Origin of the sequence: Paraburkholderia sp. JPY465 (genome assembly GCF_050436725.1) — a bacterium.
Lineage (GTDB): Bacteria > Pseudomonadota > Gammaproteobacteria > Burkholderiales > Burkholderiaceae > Paraburkholderia > Paraburkholderia youngii.
Genome location: NZ_JBNDMT010000003.1, coordinates 3,387,000 through 3,408,984, shown reverse-complemented (window position 1 = coordinate 3,408,984; position 21,985 = coordinate 3,387,000). Strand labels below are relative to the sequence as shown.

19 protein-coding genes are annotated in these 21,985 nt (G+C 61.1%); 18 read left to right on the top strand and 1 reads right to left on the bottom strand.

Going from position 1 to position 21,985, the window contains the following annotated elements; genetic code table 11:
• Positions 1–412 precede the first annotated feature (412 nt).
• The 18 genes from QFZ94_RS30360 (at position 413) to QFZ94_RS30275 (ending at position 20,224) form a co-directional block, all read left to right on the top strand.
• Positions 413–1,573 (top strand): ABC transporter substrate-binding protein, encoded by a 1,161-nt coding sequence (locus QFZ94_RS30360; protein ID WP_368584867.1) that lies wholly within the window; start codon positions 413–415, stop codon positions 1,571–1,573.
• 220 nt (positions 1,574–1,793) lie between these two features.
• On the top strand, positions 1,794–2,849 hold the full coding sequence (locus QFZ94_RS30355; protein WP_368584868.1) for a branched-chain amino acid ABC transporter permease: 1,056 nt from the start codon (positions 1,794–1,796) through the stop codon (positions 2,847–2,849).
• Between the two features lie 4 nt (positions 2,850–2,853).
• Positions 2,854–4,638: an ATP-binding cassette domain-containing protein gene (locus QFZ94_RS30350; RefSeq protein WP_368584869.1), complete on the top strand. Its 1,785-nt coding sequence runs from the start codon at positions 2,854–2,856 to the stop codon at positions 4,636–4,638.
• Positions 4,638–5,414, top strand: coding sequence for an ABC transporter ATP-binding protein (locus QFZ94_RS30345; protein ID WP_429461439.1), 777 nt, complete (start codon positions 4,638–4,640; stop codon positions 5,412–5,414). Before QFZ94_RS30350 ends, QFZ94_RS30345 begins: the two co-directional genes overlap by 1 nt.
• A 176-nt stretch (positions 5,415–5,590) precedes the next feature.
• Positions 5,591–7,549 (top strand): tRNA uridine-5-carboxymethylaminomethyl(34) synthesis enzyme MnmG, encoded by a 1,959-nt coding sequence (mnmG, locus tag QFZ94_RS30340; RefSeq protein ID WP_429461437.1) that lies wholly within the window; start codon positions 5,591–5,593, stop codon positions 7,547–7,549.
• The gene (rsmG, locus tag QFZ94_RS30335; RefSeq protein ID WP_429461435.1) at positions 7,546–8,229 is read left to right on the top strand and encodes a 16S rRNA (guanine(527)-N(7))-methyltransferase RsmG; all 684 of its coding nucleotides are present in this window, start codon (positions 7,546–7,548) and stop codon (positions 8,227–8,229) included. The genes mnmG and rsmG overlap by 4 nt, the downstream gene beginning before the upstream one ends.
• A 71-nt stretch (positions 8,230–8,300) precedes the next feature.
• Positions 8,301–9,092: a ParA family protein gene (locus tag QFZ94_RS30330; RefSeq protein ID WP_410851202.1), complete on the top strand. Its 792-nt coding sequence runs from the start codon at positions 8,301–8,303 to the stop codon at positions 9,090–9,092.
• An 18-nt stretch (positions 9,093–9,110) separates the two neighbouring features.
• The gene (locus QFZ94_RS30325; protein WP_129956626.1) at positions 9,111–9,998 is read left to right on the top strand and encodes a ParB/RepB/Spo0J family partition protein; all 888 of its coding nucleotides are present in this window, start codon (positions 9,111–9,113) and stop codon (positions 9,996–9,998) included.
• A 565-nt stretch (positions 9,999–10,563) separates the two neighbouring features.
• A complete protein-coding gene (locus QFZ94_RS30320) occupies positions 10,564–11,109 on the top strand; it encodes an ATP synthase subunit I (RefSeq protein WP_429461433.1) in 546 nt (181 codons plus the stop codon).
• Between the two features lie 157 nt (positions 11,110–11,266).
• Positions 11,267–12,118 carry a F0F1 ATP synthase subunit A gene (gene atpB, locus QFZ94_RS30315; protein WP_013090956.1) on the top strand — a complete coding sequence of 284 codons (852 nt, stop codon included), beginning with the start codon at positions 11,267–11,269 and terminating at the stop codon, positions 12,116–12,118.
• Positions 12,119–12,199: 81 nt separating this feature from the next.
• Positions 12,200–12,469, top strand: coding sequence for a F0F1 ATP synthase subunit C (gene atpE, locus QFZ94_RS30310; RefSeq protein WP_007180033.1), 270 nt, complete (start codon positions 12,200–12,202; stop codon positions 12,467–12,469).
• A gap of 136 nt (positions 12,470–12,605) precedes the next feature.
• Positions 12,606–13,076, top strand: a complete 471-nt coding sequence (locus QFZ94_RS30305) for a F0F1 ATP synthase subunit B (RefSeq protein WP_013090955.1) — start codon at positions 12,606–12,608, stop codon at positions 13,074–13,076.
• 2 nt (positions 13,077–13,078) lie between these two features.
• Positions 13,079–13,618, top strand: a complete 540-nt coding sequence (locus tag QFZ94_RS30300) for a F0F1 ATP synthase subunit delta (protein ID WP_429461430.1) — start codon at positions 13,079–13,081, stop codon at positions 13,616–13,618.
• Positions 13,619–13,674: 56 nt separating this feature from the next.
• Positions 13,675–15,216, top strand: coding sequence for a F0F1 ATP synthase subunit alpha (gene atpA, locus QFZ94_RS30295; RefSeq protein WP_018432453.1), 1,542 nt, complete (start codon positions 13,675–13,677; stop codon positions 15,214–15,216).
• A gap of 91 nt (positions 15,217–15,307) precedes the next feature.
• The gene (atpG, locus tag QFZ94_RS30290; RefSeq protein ID WP_368584877.1) at positions 15,308–16,192 is read left to right on the top strand and encodes a F0F1 ATP synthase subunit gamma; all 885 of its coding nucleotides are present in this window, start codon (positions 15,308–15,310) and stop codon (positions 16,190–16,192) included.
• 101 nt (positions 16,193–16,293) lie between these two features.
• A complete protein-coding gene (atpD, locus tag QFZ94_RS30285) occupies positions 16,294–17,688 on the top strand; it encodes a F0F1 ATP synthase subunit beta (RefSeq protein WP_176109931.1) in 1,395 nt (464 codons plus the stop codon).
• A 158-nt stretch (positions 17,689–17,846) separates the two neighbouring features.
• Positions 17,847–18,272: a F0F1 ATP synthase subunit epsilon gene (locus QFZ94_RS30280; protein ID WP_008917918.1), complete on the top strand. Its 426-nt coding sequence runs from the start codon at positions 17,847–17,849 to the stop codon at positions 18,270–18,272.
• A gap of 221 nt (positions 18,273–18,493) precedes the next feature.
• On the top strand, positions 18,494–20,224 hold the full coding sequence (locus QFZ94_RS30275; protein WP_429461428.1) for an AMP-binding protein: 1,731 nt from the start codon (positions 18,494–18,496) through the stop codon (positions 20,222–20,224).
• A gap of 817 nt (positions 20,225–21,041) precedes the next feature.
• Here QFZ94_RS30275 and QFZ94_RS30270 read toward each other — a convergent pair.
• Positions 21,042–21,833: a transporter substrate-binding domain-containing protein gene (locus tag QFZ94_RS30270; protein ID WP_429461426.1), complete on the bottom strand. Its 792-nt coding sequence runs from the start codon at positions 21,831–21,833 to the stop codon at positions 21,042–21,044.
• Positions 21,834–21,985 lie beyond the last annotated feature (152 nt).

The window sequence follows — 21,985 nt, the reverse complement described above, 5'->3', positions numbered from 1 at the left end:
GGCTCTGCGCCACGGGACCTCATCGAAAAGACGCGTGCAGTTGACGCGTCTTTTTTATTACCCGGGCCAGGTGTCTGCAGCGCGCAAAAGTGTGGTTTCGGTGCTTCAGGACAAACCCGCATTTAGCAAACGCTCTCTTGACCGTCGATAATGCAGAACGCAAGCTACTAACATATTAGTGGTTTGTGAAGGTCCGGTTGGAAATAAAGCCGCGGCAAACAAACGCGGCGTACGACGCGAATGCGCACTCGCGCGACGCGAGAGGAGCGGTAGCCGACAAAGCGGGGAAGGTGTGCGCGCCGAGCAGGGAAAACCATGCTTGGCACACCTGAACTCGCTCACTAGATTCAGACACCCGGCCATGCAAGCCGGTTTATAGATAGGCGCTTTTGAAGGCGTTTGGAGACTCGCAATGAAAAAGACAAGGCATTGGGTACGCACCGGCATCGCGATGGCGCTGATGTGCGGCGCGGGGGCGGCATTCGCGCAGGTGAAGATCGGCGTCACGTTGTCGACGACGGGGCCGGCAGCGTCGCTCGGAATTCCTGAGAAGAACACGATCGCGTTGTTGCCGAAGGAGATCGGTGGCAAGAGCGTGCAGTACATCATCCTCGACGACGGTTCGGACACCAGCAAGGCCGTGCAGAACACGCGCAAGCTGATCGACGAAGACCACGTCGACGCGATCATCGGCTCGACCGTCACGCCGAATTCGCTCGCGATGCTCGATCCGGCTGCTGAGGGCAAGACGCCGGTGATCTCGCTCGCGGCGTCGGCAGCGATCATTCAGCCGATGGATGCGAAGCGCGCATGGGCGTTCAAACCGCCTCAGAACGACAGCCTGATGGCCGACGCGATCGCCGATTACATGCAGCACCACGGCGTGAAGACGGTCGGCTTCATCGGTTTCTCGGACGCCTATGGCGACAGCTGGAATACGACGTTCGATGCCGTGGCTAAAGCGCACAACCTGAAGATCGTGTCGAACGAGCGCTTTAACCGCACCGACGCTTCGGTGACGGGCCAGGTGCTGAAGACAATGGGCGCGAATCCCGACGCGGTGCTGATCGCGGGCTCGGGCACGCCGTCGGCGCTGCCGGCCAAGACGCTCAAGGAGCGTGGCTACAAGGGCAAGATCTATCAGACGCACGGGGTCGCGAACAACGACTTCCTGCGGGTATGCGGCAAGGATTGCGAAGGCGAACTGCTGCCGGCTGGTCCGATCCTCGTCGTCGATCAATTGCCGGATTCGAACCCGGTGAAGAAGTCGTCGGAAGCCTATAAGAACGCCTATGAGAAGGCTTATGGCGTGGGTTCGGTGGCGACCTTCGGCGGTCACGCATGGGATGCCGGCCAGATGTTGCAGGCTGCGATTCCGGTCGCGCTGAAGACCGCACAGCCAGGCACGCCCGAGTTCCGCGTGGCGCTGCGCAACGCGCTCGAAAACATCAAGGAACTGCCGGTGTCGCACGGCATCATGAACACCACCGCGAACGACCACAACGGCCTCGACCAACGCGCGCGCGTCATCGTGCAGATCGTCGACGGCAAGTGGAAGCTGCAGAACGACTAAGACGATCTACAAAAACAACTAGCGGTACGCGCCTCTCGCGCAAACTGCGGCGTATGACGCCGCATTGCCATTGTGTTCGACGAGAATGGCATCGACCGCCGCGCCGTGACCCGGCGCGGCGGTCGTCTTTTCAGACATTGCTGATCGATGGCCGGCTACGCGCCGCGCCGTCACGACTGTTTCCCGGTTTTTCGATTTCGACGCTTCAGGACGAGGAAGTATGGATCTATCAATTGCGGCGATCCTCGCGCAAGACGGCATCACGACCGGCGCGATCTACGCGCTGCTCGCGCTTGCGCTGGTGCTGGTGTTCTCCGTCACGCGGGTGATCTTCATCCCGCAAGGAGAGTTCGTTTCGTACGGCGCGTTGACGCTCGCCGCACTGCAGACGCAGAAGTTTCCTGCCACGTGCTGGCTGTTGATGGCGATGGGCGCAGCATGCTTCGTCGTCGAGACGGTGGCCGTTTTGCGGCATGCCGAGCGGCGTCGTCATGCGGCGCGCACGCTGCCTGTGCTGGCAGGGAAGTATCTGCTGTTTCCGATCGCGGTCTACGCGCTCACGCGCGGCATTTTTTTGCAGCCGCTGCCGATGATCGTGCAGATCGCGCTGACACTGCTGATCGTGATTCCGATGGGTCCGTTCGTTTATCGCCTTGCCTATGAGCCGATCGCGGAGGCGGCCACGCTGCTGCTGCTGATCGTCGCGGTGGCCGTGCATTTCGCGATGGTCGGTCTCGGCCTCGTGATGTTCGGCGCCGAAGGCTCACGCACCAACGCGTTTTCCGATGCGACATTCAACGTGGGCACGTTGTCGATCTCCGGACAGAGCCTGTGGGTGATCGGCACCGCGGTCGTGCTGATCGGTGCGCTGTATCTGTATTTCGATCGCTCGATCTCGGGCAAGGCGCTGCGCGCGACGTCCGTGAACCGGGTCGGCGCACGGCTCGTCGGCATCGGCACGACGCAGGCGGGACGCCTCGCGTTCACGCTTGCAGCGGGCCTCGGCGCGCTGTGCGGCATCCTCGTCGCGCCGCTCACGACGATCTACTACGACTCGGGCTTTCTGATCGGTTTGAAGGGCTTCGTGGGCGCGATCATCGGCGGTCTGGTCAGCTATCCGCTCGCGGCGGCCGGCTCGATTCTGGTCGGTCTGCTGGAGTCGTATTCGTCGTTCTGGGCCAGTGCTTACAAGGAAGTGATCGTGTTCACGCTGATCATCCCGGTGCTGCTGTGGCGCAGTCTTGCGAGCCCGCATGCCGAAGAGGAAGAGGAGTGACACGATGAAACGGATCATGCAAAAGAAGTTCTTCTGGTTGTTCCTCGTGGTGCTGTTCGCTTTGCCGGTTCTGCCGCATCCGATTCATGTGCCGGAGTACTGGGTCACGCTGCTGAACTACATCGGTCTCTATTCGATCGTTGCGATCGGCCTCGTGCTGTTGACCGGTATCGGCGGCATGACGAGCTTCGGGCAGGCCGCGTTCGTCGGCATCGGCGCTTATGCAACGGCGTATCTGACGACGAACTTCGGCGTGTCGCCGTGGCTCGCACTGATCGCCGGCGTAATCGTGACAGCGCTGATCGCGCTGATGCTCGGTCTGGTGACGATGCGCCTGTCCGGCCACTTCCTGCCGCTCGGCACGATCGCGTGGGGGCTCGCGCTGTTCTACCTGTTCGGCAATCTGGAAATGCTCGGCAAGTACGACGGCATCAACGGCATCCCGGTGCTGAATGTTTTTGGGATCAACCTCGAGTCCGGCCGCCATATCTACTACCTGATCTGGGTGGTCGTGCTCGGGGCGGTCGTTTCTGTTCAGAATCTGCTTAATAGCCGTCCGGGTCGCGCAATTCGTGCGCTGCGGGGCGGCGGGCTGATGGCGGAGGCAATGGGCGTCAACACCGGCTGGATGCGCGTCGTGATCTTCGTCTATGCGGCGGTGCTGGCGTCGGTGTCGGGCTTTCTGTACGCGCACCTGCAGCGCGCGGTGAATCCGACGCCGTTCGGGCTGAATCACGGCATCGAGTTTCTGTTCATGGCGGTGGTGGGCGGCGTCTCGCACGTGTGGGGCGCGGTGCTCGGCGCGGCGATCCTGACGGTGCTGCAGGATTATCTGCAGACGCTGCTGCCGAAACTGCTCGGCGAGAATGGCAACTTCGAAGTGATCGTGTTCGGCATCATCATGGTGCTGTTGCTGCAGTATGCGCGGCAGGGCGTCTGGCCGTTCGTCGCGCGCTTCTTCCCGCGGGGCCCGCGGGCGCATCTCGCGGATCACGCGGACCCTCTGCCGCAGCGGAACAAGCCGCAAGCCGGCGAAGACCTCCTGACGGTGAACAAGGCACGCAAGCAGTTCGGCGGCCTCGTTGCGGTGAACGATGTGAGCTTCGAAGTCAAAGCGGGGCAGATCATCGGGCTGATCGGACCGAACGGCGCGGGTAAGTCGACCACGTTCAATCTGGTGACCGGCGTGCTGCAGGCGACGAGCGGCGAGATCACGTTCCGCGGCGAGCGCATCGATGCGCTCAGTTCACGTGAAATCGTCAAGCGTGGTATCGGCCGGACCTTCCAGCATGTAAAGCTGCTGCCGGGTATGACCGTGCTCGAGAACGTCGCAATTGGCGCGCATCTGCGTGGCCATGCGGGTGTGTGGCGCAGTGTCGTGCGGTTGAACAGCTCGGAAGAGGCGCGGTTGATGGCCGAAGCCGCTCGGCAGATTCGGCGGGTCGGCCTCGAACAGCATATGTATGACGAAGCGGGCAGCCTCGCGCTGGGTCAACAGCGGATTCTCGAAATTGCACGCGCGCTGTGTTGCGATCCGACTCTGCTATTGCTCGACGAACCGGCCGCTGGTCTGCGCTATCAGGAAAAGCTGCAGCTCGCCGATCTGCTGCGCAAGCTGAAGGCGGAAGGGATGAGTGTGCTGCTCGTCGAGCACGACATGGATTTCGTGATGAATCTGACGGACCGGCTCGTAGTGATGGAGTTTGGCACGCGAATCGCTGAAGGCCTGCCGCAAGAAGTGCAGCAGGATCCGGCGGTGCTCGAAGCGTATCTGGGTGGGGTGGAATGATGGACAACACGACAACGACCGGCGTGGCGGCAGCGGGACCGATTCTCGAAGTGGACCGTCTGTCGGTCCGTTACGGCAAGGTCGAGGCGCTGCACAATGCGGCGATCAAGGTGCGGGCGGGGCAGATCGTCTCCGTGATCGGTCCGAACGGAGCGGGGAAGTCGACGCTGCTGAATGCGACCATGGGCGCGCTGCCGACGTCTGGTCATGCGAAAGGCGCGGTTTTCTATCAGGGAGAGGACGTCAGCGCGATACCGGTGGAAAGGCGGGTCGCACTTGGTATGTGCCTGGTGCCGGAAAAGCGCGAGTTGTTCGCGTCGATGAGCGTTGAGGACAATCTCCTGCTTGGCGCCTACCGACGCAAGCGGGCAGGGGAGCGCAACTTTCTCGATCAACTGGAACCGGTGTTCGAACTGTTCCCGCGGCTGAAGGAGCGGCGCAAACAGGCGGCGGGCACGCTTTCGGGCGGCGAACGGCAGATGCTCGCGGTCGGCCGCGCGCTGATGGGCAAGCCCGATCTGCTGATGCTGGACGAGCCGAGCCTCGGTCTTGCGCCGTTGATCGTGAAGGAAATCTTCCACATCATCAGCGCGTTGCGGCAGACGGGCGTCGCGACGCTGCTGATCGAGCAGAATGCGCGGGCTGCGTTGCAAATCTCGGACTACGGCTACGTGCTGGAAACCGGAGAGCTGGCGCTGGAAGGGCCGGCGACCGACCTCGCGCAAAATCCTCGGGTGATCGAAACCTATCTCGGCTTGGCTAAAAAAGTCGCATAAGCGCGCACCGTTTTCGGCGATCGCTGTCTTTCGAAGCGGTGTGTTTCACGTGAAACACACCGCTTTTTTCTTGTTTCACCATTCGGACGAAATTCGGGCCGAAACTTAACCCGTTATAATTCGCCCATACATTTTCCTTTGAAGGCTCACGCGACGATCTGGCGTGAGATCCCGCGATGCTTTTTCCCACAGAATTTGACGTAATCGTCGTCGGCGGCGGTCATGCCGGCACCGAAGCCGCTTTGGCGTCGGCGCGCATGGGCAATAAAACGCTGCTTTTGACCCATAACATCGAGACCCTCGGTCAGATGAGCTGCAATCCGTCGATTGGCGGCATCGGCAAAGGCCATCTGGTCAAGGAAGTCGATGCGCTTGGCGGCGCCATGGCGGCTGCCACCGACGAAAGCGGCATCCAGTTCCGCATCCTGAATTCGTCGAAAGGGCCGGCGGTGCGCGCGACGCGCGCTCAGGCCGACCGCGTGCTGTACAAGGCGGCGATCCGCCATCGCCTCGAGAATCAGCCGAATCTGTGGCTGTTCCAGCAGGCCGTCGACGATCTGATCGTCGAGGGCGACGGCGTAGTCGGCGCCGTCACGCAAGTCGGCATTCGTTTCCGGTCGCGCGCGGTGGTGCTTACGGCAGGCACGTTCCTCGACGGCAAGATTCACGTCGGCTTGAATAACTACACCGGCGGCCGCGCGGGGGACCCCGCCGCGGTCTCGCTGTCGGCTCGGCTGAAAGAGCTGAAGCTGCCGCAGGGCCGGCTGAAGACGGGTACGCCCCCGCGGATCGATGGCCGCACGATCGACTATTCGCAGCTCGAAGAGCAGCCGGGCGATCTGGACCCGGTGCCCGTGTTCTCGTTCCTCGGGCGGGTCGAGCAGCACCCACGCCAGGTGCCGTGCTGGGTCACGCATACGAATCAACGGACACATGACATCATTCGCGGCGGTCTCGACCGTTCGCCGATGTACACGGGCGTGATCGAGGGAGTGGGGCCGCGCTATTGTCCGTCGATCGAGGACAAGATTCACCGGTTTGCGTCGAAGGAATCGCATCAGATCTATCTCGAGCCCGAAGGTCTGACCACTAACGAGTTCTATCCCAACGGGATTTCCACGAGCCTGCCGTTCGACGTGCAGCTCGAACTGGTCCGATCGATGCGCGGTCTGGAGCATGCGCATATCCTGCGGCCCGGCTATGCGATCGAGTACGACTATTTCGATCCGCGTGGGCTGAAGGCATCGCTGGAAACGAAGGTGATCAGTGGCCTGTTCTTCGCGGGGCAGATCAACGGTACCACTGGCTACGAAGAGGCGGCAGCGCAGGGCGTTCTGGCCGGCATCAATGCCGGTCTGTTCGTGCAAGGCAAGGAAGCATGGTGCCCGCGTCGCGACCAGGCTTACCTCGGCGTGCTCGTCGACGATCTGGTCACGCGCGGGGTGTCCGAGCCGTACCGGATGTTTACTAGCCGTGCGGAGTACCGTCTGAGCTTGCGCGAAGACAATGCGGACATGCGGCTGACGGAGATCGGGCGCGAACTGGGTGTGGTCGATGACACCCGCTGGGACGCCTTCAGTCGCAAACGTGACGCTGTTTCACGTGAAACACAGCGCTTGCGTTCAACGTGGGTCAATCCTAAGACGTTGCCTGCGGAAGAAGCGACCGCATTGCTCGGCAAGCCCATTGATCACGAATACAGTCTCGCGGACCTGCTGCGTCGTCCGGGTGTCAGCTACGACGGCGTCTGCGCGCTGCGTGACGGCACTTGTGGCGCGCCCCAAGCACTGGCGGAAGACCCGGTGCTGCTCGCGCAGATCAAGGAACAGATCGAAATCGGCGTCAAATATCAGGGCTACATCGACCGACAGGCCGGCGAGATTGAACGCAACGAGGCCCAAGAGAACACCCGTCTGCCAGAAGGGCTGGACTATACCGAGGTGCGTGGACTGTCGTTCGAAGCTCGCCAGAAGTTGATGCAGTTCCTGCCGGAGACGATCGGCCAGGCGTCGCGTATTTCGGGCATCACGCCTGCCGCGATCTCGCTGTTGATGGTCCATCTGAAGCGCGGCCTCGGGCGTCGCGCGTCGAAACCCGCCGAACCCGGCGCCGACAGCACGCCGGTGGTGCAATGACGGCAGCGCAAAGGGGAAGCGATCAGCAGGCGTTGGTATCATTGCTGGCGGACGGCGTCCGTGAACTCGGGCTCGAACTCAGCGACGCGCAGCAGCGCAAGCTACTCGATTACGTCGCGCTGCTCGCGAAGTGGAACAACGTCTACAACCTGACGGCAATCCGCGATCCACGGCAGATGCTGATTCAGCACATCCTCGATTCGCTGTCGATCGTGCCGCACCTGGCGCCGCGTGGACCGTCGTCGGTGCTCGACGTGGGCTCGGGCGGGGGCATGCCGGGCATCTTGCTCGCGATCGTGCTGCCCGATTGGACCGTCACGACGAACGACATCGTCCATAAGAAGACGGCATTTCAAGCGCAGGCGAAGGCCGAACTGGGTCTCGCGAACCTGTCGGTCGTGACCGGCCGGGTGGAGACGCTGCAGCCTGGCGCCGAAGTACCGGCAAAGTTCGACGTAATCGTCTCGCGCGCATTCGCAGACCTCACGGATTTCGTTACACTGGCCCGTCATCTGGTTGCGGAGCAGGGCGCGATCTGGGCGATGAAGGGCGTGCGACCGGATGCCGAAATCGCGCGTCTACCAGCGGGTGCCCACGTGGAACAGATCATCCGGCTGAATGTGCCGTTGCTCGACGCCGAGCGGCATGTGATCGAGGTGCGAGTGGACACCGAAAGCTAACGGCCGTCGCGGCCTCTAAGCAATCTCAACGATTTTCACTTCATCCAAGCAGCAAAAGGGACACACCAACGATGGCAAAAATCTTCTGCGTTGCGAACCAGAAGGGCGGTGTCGGCAAGACGACCACCGCAGTCAATCTGGCCGCGAGCCTGGCAGCGCAGGGACAGCGAGTCCTTCTCATCGATCTGGACCCGCAAGGCAACGCCACGATGGGCAGCGGTATCGACAAAGCCGAATGTACGAACACGGTCTATGAGGTCCTCGTGGACAGCGTGTCCGTGGCCGATGCGCGCGTGCGACCCGAGGCGGTCGGATACGACGTGCTGCCCGCGAACCGTGAGCTCGCGGGCGCCGAGGTCGAGCTCGTCAGCATGCAGAATCGCGAGCGTCAACTTAGGACGGCGCTCGCCGTGGTCGAGGGCGAGTACGATTTCGTGCTGATCGATTGCCCGCCGGCTCTGTCGTTGCTGACGCTCAACGGACTATGCGCCGCGCACGGCGTCGTCATTCCGATGCAGTGCGAATACTTCGCGCTCGAAGGGCTGTCCGACCTCGTCAACACGATCAAGCAGGTGCACGCGAACCTGAATCGCGACCTCAAGGTGATCGGTCTGCTGCGCGTGATGTTCGATCCGCGCATCACGTTGCAACAGCAAGTCTCGGATCAATTGAAAGAGCACTTCGGCGACAAGGTGTTCGACGCAGTGATTCCACGCAACGTGCGATTGGCCGAGGCGCCCAGCTACGGGCTGCCCGGTGTGGTGTTCGACAGGGCGTCGCGAGGCGCGCAGGCGTACGTGCAGTTCGGCGTCGAAATGATTGAGCGGGTGCGCGCGCTGAATGACGCGCCCCAGGCATCCTAAGCGGATCGAGGAAGCACGATGAACGCAGTAGCAAGAAAGAAGGGACTTGGCCGCGGTCTGGAGGCATTGCTCGGCGGCACCGCGGATATCACTGAAGCAGCGGTGATCGACGGCGCGCCGAATGTACTGCCGCTCGGCAAGATGCAGGCCGGCAAATACCAGCCGCGTACGCGCATGGACGAAGGCGCGCTGCAGGAGCTCGCGGCGAGCATCCGCGCGCAAGGGCTGATGCAACCGATTCTCGTGCGTCCGATCGCGGCGGATCGCTACGAGATCATCGCGGGCGAGCGGCGTTTTCGCGCGGCGCGACTCGCGGGCCTCGATGAGGTGCCGGTGCTTGTGAAGGACGTGCCCGATCAGGCCGCCGCGGCGATGGCGCTGATCGAAAACATCCAGCGCGAGGATCTGAATCCGCTCGAAGAGGCGCAGGGCATCCAGCGCCTGCTCGACGAATTCAATTTCACGCATGAGCAGGCGGCAGAGTCGGTGGGTCGTTCGCGCAGCGCGGTGTCGAACCTGCTGCGGCTGCTGAATCTCGCGACGCCGGTACAGACGATGTTGCTTGCCGGCGATCTGGACATGGGTCACGCTCGTGCGCTGCTCGCGGTCGATGCCGCGACGCAGATCACGCTGGCCAATCAGGTAGTCAACAAGCGCCTGTCTGTGCGCGAGACCGAAAAGCTGGTCGCGATGACCACGAAGGTGACGCCGGCGGTCAAGGCGCGCGCGAACCCGGATGGCGGCCGTGACACTCGGCGGCTAGAAGAGGAACTGTCGGACCTGTTGTCGGCGACAGTGAAAATCAAGCTCGGCCGACGCGGTCGCGGCCAGGTGCTGGTGGATTTTGGCGATCTCGATGCGTTGGAAGGCATTCTTGTCCGCTTGCGCGGGAACGCGAACGTCTGAGTGCAGAATGGCGCTCGAAGGGGGAAACGGCTGGCGGCCTGTGCATGAGCACTGCCGCGAGTTGGATTACTCAGTGCCAGCAACTATCGTGGATTCCAAAACAACCGATGCAAAAATAATCAGTAATCCTAGTTTCAAACCTTCGACGTCGACGCGGTAATCATCCTTACGAGCCGCTATCGCAAAGCGGCTGATCATCATGAAAGCCGCGGCGAGAATGGCTCAGTTCAATTGAAGAGCCGTTCCGTTTAGCCCTTAAAAAAGCGGCATTTGTTGCATTTTCGAGACGTCCGTCAGAGCGTCGAAACGTCCTGCCAAAGAGCTTCGATCCACGCGACTACCCACTCGGGTTTCGCGGTCCCCCGTCCACCTTACATTTGACGTGATTCGTGTCGTTAGCATACGTTTTACCGCATCGTGAAGGCACGTTTCACGCAGTTATAGGTTGGCCTAAAGTCTTGAATTGCCTGCAACTATCGCTTACAATCGCCCGGATTTAATTGCACGGCAACCCCGTAAGCGCTGCGTAAACTCGCGGGCTGAACGAGACTTTCGGAACATTGCGATGGCGGTTAAAACGTCGAATCTGTCGCCGGAAAATGGTGACGACAGACACCGCGCTGAACGCTCCGCACCCGAGACATCCGCCAGTCGGCAGTTCGATCCGGCCGAAGCGTGGGATGACGCGCAGGAAGATAACAATATCGTTCCGCTCACGCGGGCCGAGGCGGAAAAGCTGTTTGGTCCCGGCGTGGGTCGTCCATCGCGCGTGACGCCGTTCAGGGTCGTCGCAGCGCAAATGGTTTTGTCCCTGGTTGCAACGCTGTTGTGGTGGCTGTTCTATAAGCCGCCGGGCGCTGCTGCGCTGTCAGCGTTCATGGGGGGAGCGATCTGCTGGGTGCCGGGTGCATTGTTCGCGGCGCGATTGAAAAAGCTGGGCGGCGCCGAGACCGTGACGAGCTGGATGATCGGTGAAGCACTAAAGATGGGGACAACGATTGCGATGTTTGTCGCAATCGCCTTCTGGTATCACGACGTACGTTGGATTCCGCTGCTGGTGACCTACCTCATCGCGTTGAAGACTTACTGGATCGCCTTGGCGTGGCGCTAAGGTAGCAGCACAAAAAATAGCAGCAAAAAGAATTTAAGGCCGGCGCCTAGCGCTGGCACGGGTGTGCGGACGAGACAGGGCCTGCACCCGGCGCGTTCCCGCAATACGGCGGGAACGGCCTCGAACGATTTTCGACAATTTGGGTGGCTTTAACGATATGGCAGCTAGCGAAGGCACGCGCGCAATGGATCCGTCCGAGTACATCGCGCACCACTTGCAGAACTTTTCCACCGCACACCAGACGTCGATTTTCGACATCCATGTGTGGAATCTCGACACCCTTTTCTGGTCGATCGTGTGCGGTCTCGTCACGATCCTCGTGCTGCATCTGGCAGCCCGCAAGGCAACGTCCGGCGTGCCGGGCCGCTTCCAATGCGCGATCGAAATGCTGGTCGAGATGGTCGAGGATCAATCGAAGGCCATGATCCACGGCTCACGCACCTTCATCGCGCCGCTTGCGCTGACGGTGTTCGTCTGGGTCGCGCTGATGAACTCGCTCGACTTCATTCCCGTCGACCTGCCGGGCCGCTTGATCGGCTGGCTTGGCCTCTCCGAAGTCATTCCGCACCACCGCCTCGTACCGACCGCCGACCTGAACGGCACGATCGGCATCGCCCTCGGCGTGTTCGTGCTGATGATTTACTACAACTTCAAGATCAAGGGCGCGGGCGGCTTCGTGCATGAACTGCTGTCCGCTCCGTTCGGCGCGCATCCGCTGCTGTGGATCCCGAACCTGGCACTGAACATCATCGAGTTCGTCGCGAAGACGGTCTCGCTCGGCATGCGGCTCTTCGGCAACATGTACGCGGGCGAACTGTTGTTCCTGCTGATTGCCCTGCTCGGCAGCATCTGGAGCTTCGGCGCGGACACGACGGTGCTTGGCTTCATCGGCCACGTGGTCGCCGGCACAGTGTGGTCAATCTTCCACATCCTGATCGTTCTGCTGCAGGCGTTCATTTTCATGATGCTGACGCTGGTGTACATCGGCCAGGCACACGACGCGCACTAACCTGCGTTGTCGGCAAAGAATCGTAGTTTTTTAAATCCCAGTTCCAACCAGTTCTAAAAGACTTTTCACAAAGGAGTGATCATGCAAGCTTTCATCGCCAACATCCAGGGTCTGACCGCCATCGGTATCGGCATCATCATCGGCCTGGGTGCTATCGGCGCCTGTATCGGTATCGGTCTGATGGGCGGCAAGTACATCGAAGCATGTGCCCGTCAGCCGGAACTGATGAACCCGCTGCAAACCAAGATGTTCCTGCTGGCTGGTCTGATCGATGCGGCGTTCCTGATTGGCGTTGGTGTGGCAATGCTGTTTGCGTTCGCGAACCCGCTGCTCTCGAAGCTGGCAGGCTGAGGTTCCTCGGAGGTTTGCGCCTGAGCTATAACAGGTAAAGGCGCAGGGCGGAACGGGTACTGGGGCGCTGATCGAGCAGAATCGATGAGCGCCTTGCCGTTTCACTTTCCGAACAAGCAACGTTTAAGGAAACACCGTGAATCTCAACGCAACCCTGTTTGCGCAAATGGTCGTGTTCCTGATCCTCGCGTGGTTCACGATGAAATTCGTGTGGCCGCCGCTGATCAACGCCCTCGACGAGCGCGCGAAGAAGATCGCCGACGGTCTGTCCGCCGCGGAAAAGGGCAAGCAGGAACTCGAAGCCGCTCATAAGCGCGTCGACCAGGAATTGGCTCAGGCTCGCAACGATGGCCAGCAACGCATCGCGGACGCTGAAAAGCGCGCTGTCGCAGTCGCCGACGAAATCAAGGCTCAGGCTCAGGTGGAAGCCGCCCGCATCATCGCGCAGGCGAAGGCCGACGCGGAGCAGCAAGTCGTGAAGGCGCGCGAAGCGCTGCGTGGCGAAGTCGCTGCACTCGCTGTGAAGGGCGCTGAACAGATCCTGAAGCGCGAAGTCGACCAGGCAGCCCACGCTGACCTGCTGAATCAACTGAAAGCCGAGCTCTGATCATGGCCGAACTTGCAACCATCGCCCGTCCGTACGCGGAAGCGCTGTTTGGCGTGGCCGAAGCTGGTGACATCGCCGCCTGGTCCACGCTCGTGCAGGAGCTGGCACAGGTTGCGCGTCTGCCCGATGTGCTGTCGATCGCCTCCAGCCCGAAAGTGAGCCGCGCCCAGGTTAGCGATCTGCTGCTGGCCGCGGTCAAGTCGCCGCTCAAGGACAACGCGCAAGCGAAGAATCTGGTGCAGATGCTGGTGGACAACCATCGCCTGCAGCTGCTGCCGGAAATCGCCTCGCAGTTCGAAGAGTTGAAGAACGCCCGCGAAGGAGCGGCGGATATGCTGGTCGTCAGCGCATTCCCGCTCGAAGGTGCGCAGTTGAACGAACTCGTCGCAAGCCTCGAACGCAAGTTCAAGCGCAAGCTGAAGCCGACGGTCGAAGTCGATCAGTCGCTGATCGGCGGCGTACGCGTGACGGTCGGCGACGAAGTGCTCGATACCTCGGTCCGCGCGCGGCTCGCCAGGATGCAAACGGCCCTGACGGCCTGAAGCGCTTCGCGCTTTAGCGGCTGGCACGCAACAGAATTGACTATCAGGAGCGAATAATGCAACTCAATCCCTCTGAGATCAGCGAGCTGATCAAGAGCCGGATCCAGGGCCTTGAAGCGAGCGCAGACGTTCGCAACCAGGGCACCGTGATCTCCGTGACCGACGGTATCGTGCGTATTCACGGTCTGTCGGAAGTGATGCAGGGCGAAATGCTCGAATTCCCGGGCAATACCTTCGGTCTGGCACTGAACCTCGAGCGCGACTCGGTCGGCGCCGTGATTCTGGGTGAATACGAACACATTTCGGAAGGCGACATCGTCAAGACGACGGGCCGCATTCTCGAAGTGCCGGTTGGTCCGGAACTGCTCGGCCGTGTGGTCGACGCGCTCGGCAACCCGATCGACGGCAAGGGCCCGCTCAATGCGAAGATGACCGACGCAATCGAAAAGATTGCACCGGGCGTGATTTGGCGTAAGTCGGTTTCGGAACCGGTCCAAACCGGTTTGAAGTCGATCGACTCGATGGTGCCGATCGGCCGTGGCCAGCGTGAGCTGATCATCGGCGACCGTCAGTGCGGCAAGACCGCAGTCGCCGTCGACGCGATCATCAACCAGAAGGGCAAGAACCTCGTTTGTATCTACGTCGCGATCGGCCAGAAGGCTTCGTCGATCATGAACGTGGTGCGCAAGCTCGAAGAATCGGGCGCGCTCGAATATACGATCGTCGTCGCCGCTTCGGCTTCGGATTCGGCCGCGATGCAATACCTCGCGCCGTACGCCGGCTGCACGATGGGCGAGTACTTCCGCGATCGCGGCCAGGACGCGCTGATCGTTTACGACGACTTGACCAAGCAGGCTTGGGCATACCGTCAGATCTCCCTGCTGCTGCGCCGCCCGCCGGGCCGTGAAGCTTACCCGGGTGACGTGTTCTATCTGCACTCGCGTCTGCTCGAGCGTGCTGCTCGCGTCTCGGAAGAGTACGTCGAGAAGTTCACCAACGGCGAAGTGAAGGGCAAGAGCGGTTCGCTGACGGCGCTGCCAGTCATCGAAACGCAGGCAGGCGACGTGACCGCATTCGTTCCGACGAACGTGATCTCGATTACGGACGGCCAGATCTTCCTTGAAACCGACCTCTTCAACGCAGGTATCCGTCCGGCAATTAACGCTGGCGTGTCGGTGTCGCGCGTGGGTGGCGCGGCTCAGACGAAGGTCGTGAAGAAGCTGTCGGGCGGTATCCGTACCGACCTCGCGCAGTACCGTGAACTCGCAGCGTTCGCGCAGTTCGCATCGGACCTCGATGAAGCGACCCGCAAGCAGCTCGAGCGCGGCCGCCGCGTGACCGAACTGCTGAAGCAGCCGCAGTATCAGCCGCTGCAAGTGTGGGAACTGGCTGTATCGCTGTTCGCGGCGAACAACGGCTATCTCGACGACCTCGAAGTTGCTCAAGTCCTGCCGTTCGAGAAGGGCCTGCGCGATCACCTGAAGTCGAGCCATGCTGACCTGGTCAAGCGTATCGAAGATACCAAGGAACTCTCGAAGGACGACGAAGGCCTGCTGCACACGGCCGTCAAAGACTTCAAGAAGTCCGGCGCTTATTGATCCGCGAGTGATCCGCAAGGCATAAACGGACCTTGAAGCGGCGCGGGCCGCATGCGAATGCTCCCGCGCTGCTTCGATCAAGGAGCAAGCAATGGCTGGAATGAAGGAAATTCGCGGCAAGATCAAGAGCGTGCAAAACACGCGCAAGATCACAAAAGCGATGGAGATGGTGGCCGCATCGAAGATGCGCCGCGCTCAGGAGCGCATGCGCGCTGCTCGCCCGTATGCCGACAAGGTCCGCGACATCGCCGCGCACATGAGCCGTGCGAACCCGGAGTATCGTCACCCGTTCATGGTGTCGAACGAAGGCGCGAAGGCGGCCGGCATCATCCTCGTCACGACCGATAAAGGTCTGTGCGGCGGGATGAACACCAACGTGCTGCGCGCGTCGCTGCAGAAGTTCAAGGAACTGGAAAGCCAGGGCAAGACGATCGAGGCAACCGCGATTGGCAGCAAGGGTCTGGGCTTCCTGAACCGTCTGCAGGCGAAGGTCGTGTCGAACGTCGTGCAACTGGGTGATACGCCGCATCTGGAAAAGCTGATCGGCGCGGTGAAGGTCCAGCTCGACCTGTTCTCGGAAGGCAAGATTTCGGCGGTGTACCTCGCGTACACGCGCTTCGTCAACACGATGAAGCAGGAGCCGGTGATCGAGCAGCTGCTGCCGTTGTCGGCGGACCAGTTCGAGCGCACAGAAGAAGACGGTACGACGCCGAGCACGCAGTGGGACTACATCTACGAGCCGGATGCGCAAGCAGTGGTGGACGAACTGCTGGTGCGTTATGTCGAAGCGCTGGTCTATCAGGCCGTCGCTGAAAACATGGCATCGGAGCAGTCGGCCCGCATGGTCGCGATGAAAGCCGCTTCGGACAACGCCAAGACGGTCATCAGCGATCTGCAGCTCGTCTACAACAAGAGCCGTCAGGCCGCGATCACGAAAGAACTGTCGGAAATCGTCGGTGGAGCGGCGGCCGTCTGACCTCGGTCAGACAGGTCGTTGCGTGTGCGCCCGAGTGGCGCACCCATCGGAGAAACTGCGCCTTTGCGCGAGTGAAGAATTGAGTATCTAAAGGAAAAGCGATGAGTACTACTGCTTTGGTAGAAGGCAAGATCGTACAGTGCATCGGCGCGGTGATCGACGTGGAATTTCCGCGTGAATCCATGCCGAAGATCTACGACGCGCTCATTCTCGAAGGTTCGGAGCTGACGCTCGAAGTCCAGCAGCAGCTGGGCGACGGCGTGGTCCGTACCATCTGTCTGGGTGCATCGGACGGTCTGCGCCGCGGCACGATCGTCAAGAACACGGGTAATCCGATCAGCGTGCCGGTCGGTAAGCCGACGCTCGGCCGTATCATGGACGTGTTGGGCCGTCCGATCGACGAAGCCGGCCCGATCTCGAGCGAAACCACGCGTGCGATCCACCAGAAGGCTCCGGCGTTCGACCAACTGTCGCCGTCGACCGAGCTGCTTGAAACCGGCATCAAGGTTATCGACCTGATCTGCCCTTTCGCGAAGGGCGGTAAGGTCGGTCTGTTCGGTGGCGCCGGCGTGGGCAAGACCGTGAACATGATGGAACTGATCAACAACATCGCGAAGGAACACGGCGGTTACTCCGTGTTCGCCGGTGTGGGCGAGCGTACCCGCGAAGGGAACGACTTCTATCATGAAATGAAGGACTCGAACGTTCTCGACAAGGTCGCGCTGGTGTACGGCCAGATGAACGAGCCGCCGGGCAACCGTCTGCGCGTCGCGCTGACCGGTCTGACGATGGCCGAGCACTTCCGTGACGAAGGCCTCGACGTGCTGTTCTTCGTCGACAACATCTACCGTTTCACACTGGCCGGTACCGAAGTGTCGGCACTGCTCGGCCGTATGCCGTCGGCAGTGGGCTATCAGCCGACGCTGGCTGAAGAAATGGGTAAGCTGCAAGAGCGCATTACGTCGACCAAGACTGGCTCGATCACGTCGGTTCAGGCCGTGTACGTCCCTGCGGACGACTTGACCGACCCGTCGCCGGCGACGACCTTTGGCCACCTGGACGCAACCGTCGTGCTGTCGCGTGACATCGCTTCGCTCGGTATCTACCCCGCGGTGGACCCGCTCGATTCGACCTCGCGTCAGATCGACCCGCACGTGATCGGCGAAGAGCACTACTCGATCACGCGCGGCGTGCAGCAAACGCTGCAGCGCTACAAGGAACTGCGCGACATCATCGCGATTCTGGGCATGGACGAACTCGCGCCGGAAGACAAGCTCGCTGTGGCGCGCGCTCGTAAGATCCAGCGTTTCCTGTCGCAGCCGTTCCACGTCGCGGAGGTGTTCACGGGTTCGCCGGGCAAGTACGTGCCGCTGAAGGAAACGATCCGCGGCTTCAAGATGATCGTTGAAGGCGAGTGCGATCACCTGCCGGAGCAAGCGTTCTACATGGTCGGCACGATCGACGAAGCCTTCGAAAAGGCCAAGAAGATCCAGTAAAGGTCGGGTGTAACGAAGCAGGCGCGGGCCTCGCGCATCACAACTACCAAGACGGTGGTGTTGCGCAAAGCCGGCGTCTCTGATTACGCTCAACCTGCCTTGCATGGGACGGGAGTCAGCACTAAAGCGCTAACTCTCGTCGACAGGAGTCGACACATATGGCAACCATTAAAGTAGACGTCGTCAGCGCGGAAGAGGAAATCTTCTCGGGCCAGGCGAAGTTCGTCGCGCTGCCAGGCGAAGCGGGTGAACTCGGCATTCTGCCGGGCCACACGCCGCTCATCACGCGGATCCGTCCGGGTGCGGTGCGCATCGAAGTTGAAAATGGCGAAGAAGAGTTTGTCTTCGTCGCCGGCGGCATCCTCGAAGTTCAGCCGGGCGCAGTGACGGTTCTCGCCGACACCGCGATCCGCGGCAAGGATCTCGACGAAGCTAAGGCCGAAGACGCACGCAAGCGTGCGGAAGAGGCGCTGCAGAACACGGGCTCCAACCTCGAGTACGCGACCGCACAGGCGGAGCTCGCATACGCGACGGCGCAGCTCGCGGCAATCCAGCGTCTGCGCAAGCTGCGCGGCCAGCACTAAAGCAGCACGTAGAAGAAGAAAGCAGCCCGCGCGGCTGCTTTTTTTTGATATCTGGTTGACGTTTACGTAAAGGTCGGCAAAATCCACGAGGTTGGAGACATAGGTGCCGGTCGGCGCGCTGCGGTGCGGGTAAGACTTGATGCCGGCCCGGTACTCGCGGGTGCACAATCGATTTCAAATTCATTTCAATAGAGCGCGCTTGCGCTCACGGAGACAACACCATGGCAACGCATAGCTCGGGTGAAGGTGCGCTCATCGAACCCGCGGATGGACTGTCGTATGTGCGCGGGTCGACTGAAAATCCGTTGAGCGAAGCGACCGTCGGCGAGTTTCTGCGCGACACCGCCGCGCGCTTTCCCGATCGACCGGCCGTGGTGTTTCGCGAGCAGCGCATTCGCTGGACATGGAGCGAATTCGCGCAAGAAGTGGACGTGCTGGCGTCCGGGCTGCTTGCGCTCGGAATCGCGAAGGGCGATCGTGTCGGCATCTGGTCACCGAACCGCGTCGAGTGGCTGCTGACGCAGTTCGCGACCGCGCGTATCGGCGCGATCCTCGTCAATATCAATCCGGCGTACCGGCTCGCGGAGCTCGAATATGCGCTGAACAAGGTCGGTTGCAAGGCAATCATCACCGCCGAGCGCTTCAAGACGTCGATGTACCTCGAGATGCTGCAGGAACTTGCGCCCGAACTCGCGACGCAGCCGCCGGGCGAATTGCATGCCGCGCGGCTGCCGGAGCTGCGCTACGTGATCCGCATGTGCGACACGGAGACGCCAGGCATGCTGAGCTTTTCCGACGTGATCGAGCGTGGCCGTGCGTCGTTCGACGCCGCCCGGCTCGATGCGATCGGCGTGACGCTGTCGTGCCGTGAACCAATCAACATCCAATTCACCAGCGGCACGACGGGCAATCCGAAAGGCGCGACGCTGACGCATCGCAACGTCGTGAACAACGCGCGCTATATCGCGATGGCGATGCGGCTCAGCGAGCAGGACGGCCTGTGCATTCCAGTGCCGTTGTACCACTGCTTCGGGATGGTGCTGGCGGTGCTCGCATGCGTGTCGGTCGGGGCGAACATGGTGTTCCCGGGCGAGGGCTTCGATCCGGCCGCGACGCTTGCCGCGACTGCCGAGGAAAAATGCACCGCGCTGCACGGCGTGCCGACGATGTTCATCGCCGAACTCGACCATCCGACCTTCGCCTCGTACGACTTCTCGCGGCTCCGCACCGGCATCATGGCGGGCTCGCCGTGTCCGATCGAGACGATGAAGAAGGTCGTCTCGAAGATGCACCTGAGCGAGATCACCATCGCCTATGGCATGACGGAAACCAGCCCGGTCTCGTTCCAAAGCTCGACGACCGATCCGCTCGACAAGCGCACGACGACGGTCGGGCGCATCCAGCCGCACCTCGAAGTGAAAATCGTCGATCCGCTCGGCAATATCGTCCCGGTTGGCGAAACCGGCGAGCTATGCACGCGCGGCTACTCGGTGATGCTCGGTTACTGGGGCGACGAAGCGAAGACGCATGAGAGCATCGTCGACGGATGGATGCATACGGGCGACCTGGCGACGCTCGACGCGGAAGGCTATTGCAACATCGTCGGCCGGCTGAAGGACATGCTGATTCGCGGCGGCGAAAACATCTATCCGCGCGAGATCGAGGAGTTTCTGTTCCGCCACCCGAAGATCCAGAGCGTGCAGGTCTTCGGCGTGCCCGATACCAGGTATGGCGAAGAAGTATGCGCGTGGATCGTGCTGCGGACGGGCGAACAGGCAACGGCGGAAGAGATCCAGCAGTTCTGCCAGGGACAGATTGCGCACTACAAGGTGCCGCGCTATATCCGCTTCGTCGACGAACTGCCCATGACCGTGACCGGCAAAGTACAAAAATTCGTGATGCGTGAAAGCATGATCAGCGAATTGAAACTCAGGGAGGACAAGACGGCATGACGCTGCCGCGGCACTCTTCGCAGCCAACACCAGCAACAGGTGAGGAGTAGGACTGTGGTTGCGCGGCGAGGATTCGTCGCGCGCAAACGTTTGAGCAGACGAAAAAAAAGCGGGCCTGGAGCCCGCTAAAAACCACACGCTACGGGGTTAGCGCGAGGAGACCAATGATGGGACGGTCATGCCGACGACCCTGCGTCGGTTACGGCCCCAGCAGGGATGCCCCCTTCACAGGGCTTCGGCAACCGCCGACCGGCAAGTGCATCGTATCCGCTCACACCACGCACACAGCCACATCCGTGTTGAAACCGTTGAGGGCATTGTGGGCGAATTAACTTACGAAGGCGGTAACAAAGTGTTTCAGGTTGTAACGCCCGCCGGATAAGGCGTTGCGGGATTTATTGCCAAAACAAAGCGGTTGAAAGGTAATTTTTACCGATACCTGCGACGCAATTCAAGCCGCAGGTTTGATGCCACTCGTGGCGTACATTGCAGTAAAAATCCGGTCACTCATCCGCGGGAAATGGTTGCATCTGCAGCTTTTGACCGACGGACTTCTTGTGAAACAGGTACTACGACCCTGCCCCGAAATATCTCGCAAGTCGGCGAAAATCAACGCTGCAATGCAGCGACGCGATGGCGCTTGCGCCACTAATAAAAAGGGGCGCATGTCAGCCTTATAGCGCTGATCCGGCAGTTATTACAGCCGCACAACGTCGCCCCTCGTTACATCCTCGCCGATGCGACACCTTCAGCCCTGCACAAGCCGCCCTTGCCGCAACCAGTTAGCAGTTGACGGCTTGCCACGGACACGGTCGGCTTACTTCAACCACTTGTCCGCAATGGCCTGATACTCGCCGGTCGCTCGAGCGAGGTGCAGCCATTGATCGACGTATTGCTGGAACGCGACGTCGCCGCGCGGCACCAGCCATGCCTTCTCGCCGTACTGGAACGGCTTGTCCGGATGCACCGAGCATAGGCCGGGATTGAGCTTCTGCTGCAGCAGCGTTTCCGACGCATCCGTTACCATCACGTCCGCTTTGCCGGCGAGAATCTGCTTGAAGATCGTCACGTTGTCCGGATAAACGGTCAGGTTCGCGTGCGTGAAGTATTGCTTCGCGAACTTCTCGTTGGTGCCACCCGGGTTGACGATCACTCGCGTGGACGGTTGATCGATCTGCGCGACCGTCTGATATTTGTTGACATCGTCGCAACGGACGATCGGCGTCTTGCCGTCGATCATGTAAGCCTGAGTGAAGAACGCATGCTTCTGGCGCTCGAGCGTCGGCGACACGCCGCCGATGCCGATGTCGCACTTCGCGACGAAGTCGTTCATCAGGTTTGACCACGACGTCTTGACGAACTCGACCTTCACGCCGAGCGACTTCGCAAGCGACTCAGCCATGTCGATATCGATGCCCTCGAACTGGCCATCGCCTTTGTAGAACGAGTACGGCTTGTAGTCGCCGGTAGTGCAGGCGCGTATCGTGCCGCGGCTGATGATGTCGTCGAGCCGGGACGGCGCGGCCGCGGCGCTTTGGGCGTTGGCCATGCCGACATGCATCAGGACGCCGGCGAGCGCGCCGAGCATTGCGAGTGCTGCCTTCTTCATCCAGTCTCCTATGGTGTGTAGTGTGTAATTCATCGGTAAAGCTGTGGGATAGTAGCTTGGCAGCGCGGGCTTGAACATCGGCCGTTCCGCCAGGGTGAGCCGGGCAGCAGAAGACAACGAGCCGGTAGCAGTGCACGCAGTGGCGCACGGCA